This window comes from Xanthomonas sp. XNM01 (assembly GCF_014851915.1).
Classification (GTDB): domain Bacteria; phylum Pseudomonadota; class Gammaproteobacteria; order Xanthomonadales; family Xanthomonadaceae; genus Pseudoxanthomonas.
This window is the reverse complement of record NZ_JACVAP010000004.1, coordinates 327,779-340,489: the sequence shown is the minus strand read 5'-3', so window position 1 is coordinate 340,489 and position 12,711 is coordinate 327,779. Positions and strand designations below refer to the sequence as shown.

At 66.7% G+C, this 12,711-nt stretch carries 11 protein-coding genes; 8 read left to right on the top strand and 3 right to left on the bottom strand.

All coding sequences use genetic code 11. The annotated features are described in order from the left end of the window. The gene (locus tag IB242_RS15600) at positions 1–453 is read right to left on the bottom strand and encodes a DUF4410 domain-containing protein (RefSeq protein ID WP_192281520.1); all 453 of its coding nucleotides are present in this window, start codon (positions 451–453) and stop codon (positions 1–3) included. Between the two features lie 220 nt (positions 454–673). Then, positions 674–1,174: a DUF892 family protein gene (locus IB242_RS15595; RefSeq protein WP_192281517.1), complete on the bottom strand. Its 501-nt coding sequence runs from the start codon at positions 1,172–1,174 to the stop codon at positions 674–676. Positions 1,175–1,651: 477 nt separating this feature from the next. Here IB242_RS15595 and IB242_RS15590 point away from each other — a divergent pair, with 477 nt between their 5' ends. After that, complete coding sequence (locus IB242_RS15590; RefSeq protein ID WP_192281514.1) at positions 1,652–1,789, top strand: hypothetical protein; 138 nt, start codon at positions 1,652–1,654, stop codon at positions 1,787–1,789. A 121-nt stretch (positions 1,790–1,910) separates the two neighbouring features. Then, positions 1,911–3,215, top strand: coding sequence for a Na+/H+ antiporter NhaA (gene nhaA, locus IB242_RS15585; RefSeq protein ID WP_225540710.1), 1,305 nt, complete (start codon positions 1,911–1,913; stop codon positions 3,213–3,215). A gap of 162 nt (positions 3,216–3,377) precedes the next feature. On the opposite strand, the gene IB242_RS15580 is transcribed toward nhaA, so the two are convergent. After that, on the bottom strand, positions 3,378–4,280 hold the full coding sequence (locus IB242_RS15580) for a manganese catalase family protein (protein ID WP_192281508.1): 903 nt from the start codon (positions 4,278–4,280) through the stop codon (positions 3,378–3,380). Positions 4,281–4,792: 512 nt separating this feature from the next. Between IB242_RS15580 and IB242_RS15575 the strand changes: the two genes are divergently transcribed. From IB242_RS15575 to IB242_RS15555, 6 genes are all read left to right on the top strand, one after another. Further along, the gene (locus IB242_RS15575; RefSeq protein WP_192281505.1) at positions 4,793–8,632 is read left to right on the top strand and encodes a glycosyltransferase; all 3,840 of its coding nucleotides are present in this window, start codon (positions 4,793–4,795) and stop codon (positions 8,630–8,632) included. Continuing rightward, positions 8,629–9,789, top strand: a complete 1,161-nt coding sequence (gene galE, locus IB242_RS15570; RefSeq protein WP_192281502.1) for a UDP-glucose 4-epimerase GalE — start codon at positions 8,629–8,631, stop codon at positions 9,787–9,789. The genes IB242_RS15575 and galE overlap by 4 nt, the downstream gene beginning before the upstream one ends. 281 nt (positions 9,790–10,070) lie before the next feature. Continuing rightward, positions 10,071–10,700: a GntR family transcriptional regulator gene (locus IB242_RS15565; protein WP_192281499.1), complete on the top strand. Its 630-nt coding sequence runs from the start codon at positions 10,071–10,073 to the stop codon at positions 10,698–10,700. A 725-nt stretch (positions 10,701–11,425) separates the two neighbouring features. Next, positions 11,426–11,854, top strand: a complete 429-nt coding sequence (locus IB242_RS15560; protein ID WP_225540708.1) for a response regulator — start codon at positions 11,426–11,428, stop codon at positions 11,852–11,854. A gap of 64 nt (positions 11,855–11,918) precedes the next feature. Continuing rightward, positions 11,919–12,053: a hypothetical protein gene (locus IB242_RS20690; RefSeq protein WP_255523470.1), complete on the top strand. Its 135-nt coding sequence runs from the start codon at positions 11,919–11,921 to the stop codon at positions 12,051–12,053. 474 nt (positions 12,054–12,527) lie between these two features. Next, positions 12,528–12,668 (top strand): benenodin family lasso peptide, encoded by a 141-nt coding sequence (locus tag IB242_RS15555; protein WP_192281496.1) that lies wholly within the window; start codon positions 12,528–12,530, stop codon positions 12,666–12,668. The last annotated feature ends 43 nt before the right edge of the window (positions 12,669–12,711 follow it).

The window sequence follows — 12,711 nt, the reverse complement described above, 5'->3', positions numbered from 1 at the left end:
CTAGCCTTTCAAGCGAGCAACAATTTCTTCTGCGTGCTTTTCGTGCAAGCCGCCGGTCGTGCCCCAGGCGGTGGAGTTGGTGGACTCGACTTCGAAGGCCGCCAGTTGATTGCCACCGCCATCGACGACACGCACGTGGCTGATGATCTTGTCCCTCCCGGCCATGACGCCGACCAGGGCACGTGCCGCGCCGTGGCGCACGTAATAGTGCGTGAGCGTGACCTCGATCGTTCCCGAGGCAGTACCGTTGTTGATCAGGCCGTTGCTCAACAGCCGGTTCTGAATGACACGGTCAAGCTCGGCGACCCCCTCGGCATTGTCACCGTCGCGATTGGCGAACTGGTACTCGAATGCGTTTTTTGCCAGCCCGGCTGGCGCCTGGTGTACGCGGCTGGACGTCGAGCATGCAGACATCATGACTAGAACCAACAGCAGCGCGGTGCGTTTGATCACGGAATCCCCCTTGTGTCATTCAATCAACGGAATATACCCACCTGTCTGTAAGGAGGGCCGGTTCATCAGATCCCCACTTGAGATCTTGCATGTCGCGCTCAAATTCCAATCAGCCCATTCTTGTACCAACTGCACTGGCGGTCCGAGTGCTGCAAGGAAGTGAACCTGACCCCCGTTATCTCCCAGCGAAGATGCTTCAAGGCGCTCGACGTTCTGCGGCTCAGGCTCTACCGCTTTCGGCCTTCTGGTTGCCACCCCCCAGAGCCAGGCCGGTGAGCTTCTCGTCGGTCGCCTTCTCCTCGTCCAGGGTCTCCAGCAGCAGCTGAAGCGCCTCTTCGTATCCGAGCTGCCTGGCCAGTGCTGCGAGCGTGCCATAGCAGGCAATCTCGTAGTGTTCGACCTTCTGTGCGCCGCCGATCAGCGCTGCATCGCGTAGCGGACCCCGATCGATCGATTCGATGATCTCCTTGTTTTCTTCGACAAGGCCCTCCATCGCCGCCCATCTGATGCGCGTGAGCTTGATACCCAGCCCTTCGACGATCCGTTCGATACGTTTGATCTGGCCGTTCGTCTCATCGAGGTGAAGGCTGAATGCGTCGGCAAGCATCGGGTCCTTCGCAGCACGTGCGAGCTTCGGCAACGACTGCGTCAGCTGACGCTCGGCGTTGTGCACGCCGGATAGCTCATGGACGAAAAGGTCCTGGATTGTCTTGATGCTCATGGAACTCTCGACTCGAAAGGAATGTAGCGGTGGATGAGGTGTTCCGAACGCATCGAGAATGGCGTCCTGCCCCTTGCCCCGATGCGGTTACTCAGGCGTACTCCTTCTTCTCCTGCCGATCGTCTTCCGGATCATCGGACTGGCCGGGTAGCTACTCCGGATGGTGTTCCTGCGGAGTCGCCTTGTCGTCAGGCATCTGTTGGAAATCCTCGCACTGCTGGCGACGCATCATCTCCTCCATCGCAATGGAATCATCCCAACGCCACGGTGCTCCGGACCAAATGACACGAACGTGAGGAACTCATGCCTCCTGACCCGAAGCAAGACATGCCCCGCAGCGACTCTTTCATCCCTTCGCGCCGCACGTAGTTTCGTGCCGCATGCGCATGCCGCAGCCAGGCCCTCAAGGGTCACGACCGCGTCACTCCGGCAGGAACACTGTGACCGAGCGATGACTTCATCGCAGTGGAGTAGACCATGAGCAGCCCCAGCAACAACCAGGATCGACAGAAGCAATCCACCGGCAAGCAGACCGATCAGAAGAAGCAACCAGACAAGGACAAGAAGCAGGCGCAGGACCGACCATCCGGTGAGAGCGGCAAGCAGCGCAAGTGAGCCGTTCCAGCCAGGTGTTGTACGGAGGCCGCGCCAGCGCGGCCTTTTTCATGGGTGGAGATGGCCGCTCCCGCACCTCGTCCGCCGGTTGTCCAAGGGGCTGCTGCGCATGAGTCCACACTTGTCCCGCCTCCCTCCCGGGCCGACCGACCGGCTCGCCAGGTCGTTCCTGTACTTCGTCCGCATCGAGGCGATGGCGGGAGCCGCGCTGCTGGCGAGCACGCTCATCGCCCTGTGCCTCGCCAACAGCGCCTGGTCGGAGGAGTTCCTGGCGCTATGGGAAACACGGCTGGGCTTCACAGCAGGTCCAGGCCAGGTCAGTCGCTCCTTGAAGCACTGGATCAACGACGGCCTCATGACCCTGTTCTTCTTCGTGATCTCGCTGGAGCTGAAGCGCGAACTGGTCCTTGGTGAACTACGTTCTCCCAGAATGGCTGCGCTCCCCATCGCAGCTGCACTTGGTGGCATGGTGGTCCCCGTCGCCGTGTTCCTTCTGCTGGGCCAAAGTCAGCACCAGAGCATGCATGGCTGGGGGACGGTGATGTCGACCGACACCGCGTTCGTCATCGGCTGCCTTGCGGCACTCGGAACACGCGTCCCGGGCAGCCTTCGCCTGTTCCTGCTGTCGCTCGCCATCTTCGACGATATCGGCGCGATTCTTGTCGTAGCGATCGCCTATGGCGACCCACTTTCGTGGACTGCGCTGGGAGCCGCCGGGATCGCGCTCGCGTTGACCGCCGGCCTGGCCAGGCTGGGCATACGCAGCACGGCCGTGTACATCGCTCTGGGTGCCGCCGTCTGGCTCGCCTTCGACGCCTCCGGTGTCCACGCCACGGTGGCTGGCGTCATCCTGGGGCTGATGACGCCGTCACGACGCTGGGTGAGCGACACGCGCCTGCGCGCGATCCTGAGACGTGTCATCGCGCACCCGCCCGATGAGCACTGGAACAGCGACCGGGCAGCCCGTGGCGATCTGCACCGCGCCGGCGTCGCCGCACGAGAAGCGCTGTCGCCGATCGAACGGCTCGAACTCGGCCTGCATCCATGGGTCGCCTTCATCGTCCTGCCGCTGTTCGCCCTTGCCAACGCGGGCGTGCCGATCACCAGTGCACGGATCGATACGGGACTGGCATATGCCATCGGCGCCGCCTTCGTCATCGGCAAACCGCTGGGCATCGTGCTGTTCACGTTTCTCGCGGTGCGGCTGCGGATCGCCATCCTTCCGCCCGCGCTGCGCTGGCGGGTGCTGGTTCCCGGCAGCATCCTGGCCGGGATCGGCTTCACCATGGCGTTGTTCATCGCCGAACTCGCGTTCGACGCCGACAGCGTGGCTTCGGCCAAACTGGGCGTGCTGGTGGCCTCGGTGATCTGCGCGGTCGTCGGACTGAGCGCCCTGCTGCTGGCGACACGCACGCGAGGTCGCTGAGCAGGCGCCCCGCCAGGGCCCGCTCCAGCAGCGACGCCGCCGCATTGACGCGGCGGGGGCTGGTGGCACAGCGCTGCAGGTACCGCCATTCAACGCCCAACCTGCGGCCGAACGGCATTCTGGACGCATGTCCGCCGCAGGATTGGCTGGAGCCGCGCCCGCTCAGCGCGGTGCGGAATCGCCGGTGGTCGCCCCGGCACCCGGTCCGGCACCAAGATCGGCGCCCGTGACCCTGTCCAGGTCGGGACGCGAAGCCGTCCTGGCGCGCAGCGCGTCCAGCGCGTCCGCCTCGTCGTCCTCCAGAGACACCACCGCATCGCCATCGCCGCCATCCACTGCCACCTGGTCTTCCAGATCGCTGACCGTGTCCCATTGTTCGCCGGAGTTCCAGGGACCGACGACATCGCCACGTCCCTGCGAGAGGTCGTAGTACTTGTCGACGAACTGCGGGTGACCGGGAAGGATGCCCGGTGGGAAATTCGGTTCGATTGCATACAGCGCTTTCTCGAACGACTTCTGGTGCGCGATCTCGCGCGTCATGAGGAAGGTCAGTGCATCCTTGATGCCGGGATCGTCGGTGAGGGCGATCAGGCGCTCGTAGACGATCTTCGCGCGCGATTCTGCCGCGATGTTCGAGCGCAGGTCGCAGGCGGGGTCGCCGATCGAATCGACATAGGCGGCCGACCAAGGAACGCCGCTGGAATTGACCAGGGCGGGGCCGCCGCCATAGAGGATCTGCTGCGTCTGGCTGGTGCTGTTACCGGTGAGGTTGCGCATCTCGATGACCTCCTCCATGCCCTCCGACAGCATCGCCTTGGGGCCCTGGTTGAGAAGCGCGACGATCGATCCAATGATCTCGAGGTGGCTCAGCTCCTCGGTGGCGATGTCATGGAGCAGATCCTTGCGCCCCGCGTCGACTTCGCCCAGCGCCTGCGTGAAGTAGCGCATCGCCGCGGCAAGCTCGCCCTGCGGGCCGCCGAACTGTTCGAGCATGAGGACGGCCAGTGCCGGATCCGAACGCTCGACCCGAACGGTGTACATCAGCTTCTTGTTGTGGATGAACATGATGACTCCCTGAGGCCGGTTGGCCCCTTGCATGTGTGTGATTCGGTTCCCCCGACGGGGATCTGTCGCGGACCGCGCTGGCACGCACCAGCCTTCGTTCCCGGAAGGCGCCACACACTGCCGTGACGCGATACGCAGCTCACCTTGCGCGTCGTATGCATGAAGGCGGCGTGGCATCCGGAGCCGTCACCGCGTACGGTCAGCGGCGCCGCTGACCCGTTCACGCTGCTTGCAGGGCAGCATCGCTGGCGCGGCTGCATCCGGCCTCCCGCCCATCGCCCCGCGTGCGATGACATGCGCCACCTGCCGACGATGGCCGATCGCGCCGGCCGCGAAACGGACGACAAGCTCTGCCGCGCACGTCACGGCCGGGTCATGCGGCGCGGCGCAGGCTCGGCCCCTCAACCGATCCTTCAGACCTGGTCGTCCTGTCATCCGCCGCCGCGCACCAGCGCCCAGGCCTGGCATCTCCCCATGCCCTCTGTTCGACGGATAGACATGGGAGCGTGCTGATGCGCTGGATCGGCGGGTTCGAGGGGGCCGACCATGTCAACGGGCATGGCATCAGCCTGGCGATGCCCGTCGACAGCGGACATCTCGACCGTCTCGATCGCGACTACCGGCGCCTGCGACTGCTCGGATTCACAGCCGTCCGGGAGAGCCTGGGCTGGCGCACCAGCGAGTCGCCGCATGGGTTCGACCTGCGCAGCCTGCACATGCGGATGCGCGCGGCGGAACGGCACGGGCTTCAGGTGAGGTGGACGTTGATGCATTACGGCGTGCCCGCCGGCCTCGACCTGCTGGATGGCGACGAAGGCGTCTTCGTCGAACGGTTCGCACGCTTCTGCGCGGCTGTCGCGCGCGCACTGGTCGCCTACCCCTCCCCGACGCCGCGTGTGTACACGCCGATCAACGAGATCTCGTTCCTGACCTGGGCGGCCACAAGCACCGGCCTGCTGCATCCCTGTTCCGGAGATCGCCCGCACGACGGTGGCGCACTGAAAGCCCGCCTGGTCCGTGCCGGCCTTGCAGGATGCGCAGCCATCCGGCAGGCCGATCCTGGCGCGGCGATGCTGTGGGTGGAGCCGCTGGTGCATGTCAGGGCGCCCGATGCTCGCAGCGCATTGCGCCAGGCCGCGCTGCGCGAGCACGCCGCCCAGTTCGAGGCGCTGGACATGCTCACCGGCCGCTCCGATCCGGCGCTCGGCGGCGACCCGGCCTGCGTCGACCTGATCGGCGTCAACTACTACCACTCCAATCAGTGGGAACACGCGACAAGAGATCCCCTGCACTGGCACCTGGACCATCCGCTGCGGCGTCCGCTGTCGCGGATGCTCCGTGAACTGCACGACCGCTACCGGTTGCCGATCACCCTCAGCGAGACCAGCCACGTCGGCGAAGGGCGCGCCGCCTGGCTGCGCGATCTCGTCCGGCAGGTGGCCATCGCACACGACAACGGCATCCCGATCGAGGCGATCTGCCTCTACCCGGTCGTGGACCGCCCCGACTGGCAGGAACCGTCCACGTGGCACCAGAGCGGCCTGTGGAGTGTCGATCCGGACGACCCCCAACGCGCTCCCCGGCTCGTCCGGGACTACGCCCGCGCCTACGTCGAGGCCCGCAAGACACTCGACGCCCTTCTCCCGCTCTATGGAATCGCACCCATGAACCAGTTACTCGTCTTCTCGCACCTGCGCTGGGATTTCGTCTATCAGCGCCCGCAACACCTGATGTCGCGCTTCGGCCAGCGCTGGAGCGTGATGTTCTTCGAAGAGCCGGTCCACGACCCTGACCGCGCGCCCTGGCTGGAAGTGCTGCACCCGTGCATGGGCGTCACCGTGCTGCGCCCGCACACGCCAATCGCCGAGAGCGGGTTCGCCGACGCCCAGTTCCCGGTGCTGAGCTCGCTGCTGCACGAGTGGCTGGCCGATCACGGCGAGCCGGAAATGGCGATGTGGTTCTACACCCCCATGGCGCTCCCGTTGCTGCAGGGGCTCTCGCCTGCCTCCATCGTGTTCGACTGCATGGACGAACTCGGCGCCTTCCACAACGCCCCGGCGCGCCTGACCGCCCGCGAGCAGACGCTTCTGCAGATCGCGGACCTTGTGTACACCGGCGGTCCTTCGCTGCAGGACGCCAAGGCCGGCAGCAATGGCAACGTGCACTGCTTCCCCAGCAGCGTCGATGCCGCGCATTTCGCACTGGCCAGGCGCCCCGACGCGGCGGCCGATGGCGGTCCCGATGACGGCCCCACACTCGGCTTCTTCGGCGTGATCGACGAGCGCCTGGACCTGGAACTGATCAGGACTCTGGCCCACGCACACCCGGAGTGGAGGATCGTCCTGGTGGGCCCGGTAGTGAAGATCGATCCGTCCACGCTTCCACTGGCGCCCAACGTGCACTACCTGGGCCAGTGCGCATATGCAGACCTTCCCGGGCATGTGGCCGGCTGGGATGTCTGCCTGCTGCCCTTCGCGCTCAACGCCTCGACCCGGTTCATCAGCCCGACCAAGACACTGGAATACATGGCCGCGCGCAAGCCGGTGGTCAGCACCGCGGTCCGCGACGTCGTTCGCCTGTATGCCTCCGGCGTGCGGATCGCCGACGATGCGCGTGCGTTCGTACGCGCCTGCGAGGACGCCCTCGCCGAGCCCGCCGACACCCGCCAGGCGCGCGTCGCCGCCCAGGATGCGCTGACCGCAGCGACCTCCTGGGACCGGACCGCGGACGCGATGGCCGCGCTGCTGATCGCCGCCAGCCGCAACGGCCTGAACCGGCATGCGCGCGCCTATCTCGACGGCGAACGCGTCGTCCCGATCGGCGAGGCGCCTGCGGCGTGCCTGATCCTGGGCGCCGGCCCCACCGGCTTGTCGGCCGCGTACCACTACGGGGCGGGCAGCGTGGTGATCGAGCGCGAGCGGACCGTCGGTGGCTGGTGCCGGTCGATCGACGACCATGGCTTCAGGTTCGACCATGCCGGCCACATCATGTTCTCCAACGACAAGGACGTGCTGAAGCTGTACGAGGTGCTGCTGGGCGACAACATCCACTGGCAGAACCGCGAGGCCTGGGTGTACAGCAAGGGTGTGCATACCCGCTATCCGTTCCAGGGCGCGCTGTACGGCCTGCCGCCCGAGGTGCTCAAGGAATGCCTCGTGGGCGCGATCGAAGCCCGGTTCGGCGACCTGGCCGATCCATCGCCACGTCCGCATGACGTCACTGCGTCCAGGCACGCGAAGCACCAGCCCGAACGGGAGGTCCCCGCGACCACCCACGAGACGCTGGACGACTGCTGCGCCGATGGCGGCGTGCCTGATGCGCTGGGCAACGCATGCGGCACCGACCCCAAGGATCTGTCCGGTTCCGGGAACGTCGCCGCGTTCGCGCGGCGCGGCAGCCCCGCCAACTTCGAGGAATTCATCCACCAGGTCTGGGGCAGCGGCGTCGCCCGGCACTTCGCGGTGCCCTACAACACCAAGCTGTGGACCGTGCCTCTGCGGGAAATGGAAACCTCCTGGCTGGGCGGCAGGGTGCCGATGCCCAACCTGGAGGAGATGATCGACGGCGCGCTCAAGCCGGTGCCGGCGCCGCTCGGCCCCAACGCGCGCTTCGGCTACCCGCTGCGCGGCGGATTCCAGGCGCTGATGGACGGCTTCCTTCCGCACCTGCAGGGCACGCTCGTGCTCGGCACCGCCGTCACCGCCATTTCCGTGCGCCGTCGCCTGGTCACCCTCTCCGACGGGCGCCGGATGCGCTGGCAACGCCTGGTCAACACGCTGCCGCTGCCGGAGTTCGTGCGCATGCTCGGCGACGAGGCACCCGAACCGGTGCGCGCCGCGGCCGCCGCGCTGCGTCATGTCTCCGTGCGCTGCGTCAACCTCGGCATCGGCCGGGCAGACCTCACCGAGAAGCACTGGATCTACTACCCCGAAGACACGATCTTCCATCGCATCTTCGTGCAGGGAAACGCCAGCCCCCACAACAATCCGCCCGGCGGCTTCGGCCTGACCTGCGAGATCACCTATTCGCCCACCAAACCCTTGCCGGTCGATGGCGATGCCCTGATCGAGCGCTGCGTCCGCGAGTGCATCGACGTCGGCATGTTCACCGCCGACGACCCGGTGCTGACCGCATCGATCGTCGATATGCCGTATGCATACGTGCTCTACGACCATGCTCGGGCCGGCAAGGTCGAGACGATCCGCAGCTGGCTGTCCACGCACGACGTGATCCTGGCCGGGCGCTACAGCGAATGGGAGTACTACAACTCCGACCACGCGTTCCTGGCCGGCCGACGTGCGGCGGAGACGGTACGCTCGGCGGCGGACGCCCGCCAGGTGGGTGCGACATGACCGGCCCGTTCGCCGTCCGGGCGGGCCGGGCCGGCGCCGACGCACCATCCGGCCCGCGGCGGGGACCGATCCTGGTCACCGGCGGCACCGGCTACATCGGCTCGCATACCTGCGTCTGCCTGCAGGCGGCCGGCTACACGGTGCTGATCGTCGACGACCTCAGCAACAGCGGGCGCGAGGTCCTCGCAGCGATCGCTGGCATCAGCGGCACGATGCCGTTGTTCGAGCGCGCCGACGTGCGCGACACGGAGGCGATCGACCGCATCGTCGCCCGTCACCGGCCGATGGCCGCCATTCACTTCGCCGGGGTCAAATCGGTCGCCGAGTCCTCGCGCTCACCGAGCATGTACTACGACATCAACGTGGGCGGATCGCTGTCCCTGCTGAAGGCGATGGCACGGCAGGCGCCGCCGCGGATCGTCTTCAGCTCGTCGGCTACGGTCTATGGCGAACCCGAGCACCTGCCCTTGCGCGAGAGCCATCCCCTGCACCCGGAAAGCGCCTATGGGCGCAGCAAGATGATGGTCGAACTCGTGCTGGAGGATGTCTGCACGGCCGACAGCGGGGCATCGGTGGTGGCGCTGCGCTACTTCAACCCGGTGGGAGCGCATGCCAGCGGCGAGCTCGGCGAGTCGCCCAGGGGCATCCCGGAAAACCTGATGCCCTATCTGGGGCGGGTGGCCAGCGGCGCCATCCCCCGACTGAGCGTGTTCGGCGACAACTACCCGACTCCCGACGGCACCTGCATCCGGGACTACGTGCACGTGATGGACCTGGCGGCCGCGCATGTGGCCGCGCTGCGCCTGGTGCTGCACTCGCCGGGGTTCCACGTCGCCAACATCGGCTCCGGCGTCGGCACTTCGGTCCTGGAGCTCATCGACGCCTATTCGGCCGCCTGCGGCTGCGTGCTCGATTACGAAGTGGTCGGGCGACGGCCCGGCGACGTGGCGTGCTACTACGCCGACCCGACGGCGGCCGAACGCATGCTGGGATGGACGGCGCAGCGCGATGTGCACCAGATGTGCGCGGATGCACACCGCTACGCCACCTCCGCCGACGCGTCGCACGTGCCCCGCCCCCCCCCATGGCATGACCATGCCGTCGGCTTGCCTCCCCACCATGCGGCAGGCGCGCGTTCCCGATGTGCCTGCCGATGACGCGGGGGCCGCGCCCGCAATGGACGTGTGATTCCGCGTGGGAACCGGCATCGGCGCAATGTGAATGAACTCCAGGCTTGCACACGCGATCGCACCGGCCGACGCATGCCGCGTGTCAGCCTTTTCCTACACGGCACCGGCAGACATCGCCGTATGCTCGCCCGTGCCGTTGATTTCGCCATGCACGGCGGCGGTTGCACGCCTGCCCCGTCGCCAGCGACACACCAGCAACCTGGCAGAGCGGGCACCGGCATCTTCGTGGGCAGACAGGGAGTCCCGTCATGGACACACCCCACTCCAAGAGCGCGCTTCTCTACAAGCAGGTTCGCCGCGGACTGCAGTCGGGCCGTTACCTGCCGGGTCAGCGGATCGATCCGGGCAAGCTGGCGCAGGAGTTCAGGACCAGCCCCACGCCGGTGCGGTTCGCGCTGTATCGGCTGGTCGGCGAGGGCCTGGTGATCGACCATGCGCGCGAAGGACTGCATGTGCCGCTGCCCACCGAACTGGGCATGCGCGACCTCTACGACTGGATGGACCGGCTGCTGGCGATGGCCTGCAGCCTCGTGGCCGCGAAGCGGCTCCGCAGGAACGGCGGGCTCATCCTGAAGTCGCCGGACGACGACCTGGTCAAGCGGACCTGGCAACTGTTCGACGCCATCGCCCAGGCATCCGGCCAGCGCGCGTTGCACGAGGCGGTCAGGCGCGCCAACGGCCAGCTTGCGCCGATCCGCCGGGCCAAGGGCGCGTTGTTCGAGGACGGCTTCGACGAATTGGCTGCGCTGAACCGGCTCTGGCAGGCCCGCGACATCCCGGCGCTGAAGACGGCCCTGCGCCGCTACCACGCGCGCCGCCAGCAGCGGGTACCGCAGATCGTGGCGGCCTTGCACGATGGCCTCAGGCGTCTGCACTGAGCACCAGTGGAAGCGTTGGAGCCATGCCACCGGTGCGTATGCCTACCGCACGCATCCTCCGATCGAGCGGAGTGCGGGCAAGACCACAGCGGGTCGTCACCGGCGCCACCGTGTCACCGAGTGCCTAGTCCAGCTGGTCCAGGGATTCCTCCAGGGCCAGCGAGGGAAGCGGGGCACCCTCGACAAGCACACGCATTGTGGCGGGCGGATGCCATGCATCTTCCCTCACTTCACCAACAGCGCGGGCATGTCCGGGCGCCGTGGAGCCGTGGCGACGTCATGGGGCCACACTGTGTAGAAGCACGATGAAAGCGCGTCCTGCGCGCAACGTGACGACACGTCCGCTTGCGCTCATCCAGCGTGCCTGCATCGACGGGACGTCATCGTAAAGCGTGAACCGGCCTGGAAGGCCTCGCCCGAGGCGCCATCCACGATCTGGTGCACCCGCGATACGCCGCCGACAGGCAGCGCCCCTCCTGTCACCTCCACGTCGCAGCTCGCTCGCGATGCTGGGCGCTCCGATCAGCCAGACCGGTCGTACATCCACATGCCGGTCCACCGCAGCGGCCACGGCATCCGTGACCAGCGGCAGGACCGCGTGCCTGGCCCGCTCCCATCATCAGGAAAGCTGGGCGCAGCAGCGGGCTGCCCGCGCCACGGAATGGTTGGCATGGCTTCGCAGCCTGGGCGGGTCCACCGGGTCGACCAGAACGCCTGCACACAGCATGTCGCCCTTCATCCACCTGCCGACTGAGAAGTCACTCATGAAAGCACAGCTGCTCTTCGTCGACGACGAAGAAGCCCTCCGCAGCCTCATGGCCGAAGCGCTTGCCGACCACGGTTACGAGGTAACCACGGCACCCAACGGACGTGAAGCGCTCCTGCTTCTCCGCAGCAAACGACGGTTCGTCATCGTCATCACCGATTTCAGCATGCCGGAAGGCGTTTCTGGCCTGGATGTGATCATGGAGGCCACGCGCGCGCAGCCGGAAGCGCGGCTGGTGGTGGCCTCGGGATTGTCGCGGTCGCAGTTGCCGCCGTTTCCGCCAGCCGTCACGTTCGTTCCGAAGCCCTACCGGCTCGAACAGTTGGTGGCCGCGATCGAACACGGTGTGCCCCGAGACCCGCACGGCATCGCGCCGAGCGGAAGATGAATCCGTCAGCCGCGCGAACGTGCGGTCACATCCGCGAACGGCGGCCAGGTGTACGGTCGGGCCCATGCACACACAACAGAGCCAGGAAGCGCGGTCGATGATGGTCGACATCGACCGCGAGAAGGCGTACTGGCGCGTCCACTACGGCGGACTTCCCAAGGCCTCCGCCGTGCGCAGCTTCGTACGTTACTGGCCGTGATGTCGCCTGGATACGACGCCTATCTCAGGCAGCCACATGCCGACATCGATGTACTGGTGCAGACCTACCTTGGCAACGAGGCGGTGGCCCGCATTCTCCGCCCCTCGGAAGCGTGCTACGTGTTCGCGCAGATCTGGCAGCGGATCACCGGCGCACACGGCGCGCCGGCGCCAGTCGCACGACAGGACGCGCCGCCAATGCCGGACACGCGCACACCTTGACGGGTCGCCTGCGGCCATCTCCCATCGGTCAGGCCCGACGCACCCACACAACGGTCACCGGCACGTCGAAGACCGGTGGGGCGGACGTTGCCGCCGGCCCCAACAGCCTGCGATCCCACAGCCGACGCAGTGAACGCCACGTCGCCGCCGCTTAATCAAGCCGGCATCACGCAGAAATCAGTTGAGTATTCAATTTCGCGGCTCCTAGGCTTTCCGTGCCATGGATTCCCATGGCGCAACCAAGGAGTCAGCGATGAACACGAACGACAGCAACCGCCGCGATGTGCTGGACGATGTGATCGAGCTCGGCGTCGCCAGCGTGGAGACCAAGGGCACCGACCTGGGCTTCGAGCCGGTCGGCCAGATCCCGATGCCCGGGATCTCCGAGGAGTGAACCATGGAGGCGCACCGGAAGGTGCGCCTCTCTCGTTCGAGGG

Coding starts and splice junctions, on each gene's coding strand:
- IB242_RS15575 (WP_192281505.1), top strand. CDS start 4,793: ATGCGCTGGATCGGCGGGTTCGAGGGGGCCGACCATGTCAACGGGCAT.
- IB242_RS15595 (WP_192281517.1), bottom strand. CDS start 1,174: ATGAGCATCAAGACAATCCAGGACCTTTTCGTCCATGAGCTATCCGGC.
- IB242_RS15590 (WP_192281514.1), top strand. CDS start 1,652: ATGAGCAGCCCCAGCAACAACCAGGATCGACAGAAGCAATCCACCGGC.
- galE (WP_192281502.1), top strand. CDS start 8,629: ATGACCGGCCCGTTCGCCGTCCGGGCGGGCCGGGCCGGCGCCGACGCA.
- IB242_RS15565 (WP_192281499.1), top strand. CDS start 10,071: ATGGACACACCCCACTCCAAGAGCGCGCTTCTCTACAAGCAGGTTCGC.
- IB242_RS20690 (WP_255523470.1), top strand. CDS start 11,919: ATGCACACACAACAGAGCCAGGAAGCGCGGTCGATGATGGTCGACATC.
- IB242_RS15560 (WP_225540708.1), top strand. CDS start 11,426: ATGTCGCCCTTCATCCACCTGCCGACTGAGAAGTCACTCATGAAAGCA.
- IB242_RS15555 (WP_192281496.1), top strand. CDS start 12,528: ATGAACACGAACGACAGCAACCGCCGCGATGTGCTGGACGATGTGATC.
- IB242_RS15580 (WP_192281508.1), bottom strand. CDS start 4,280: ATGTTCATCCACAACAAGAAGCTGATGTACACCGTTCGGGTCGAGCGT.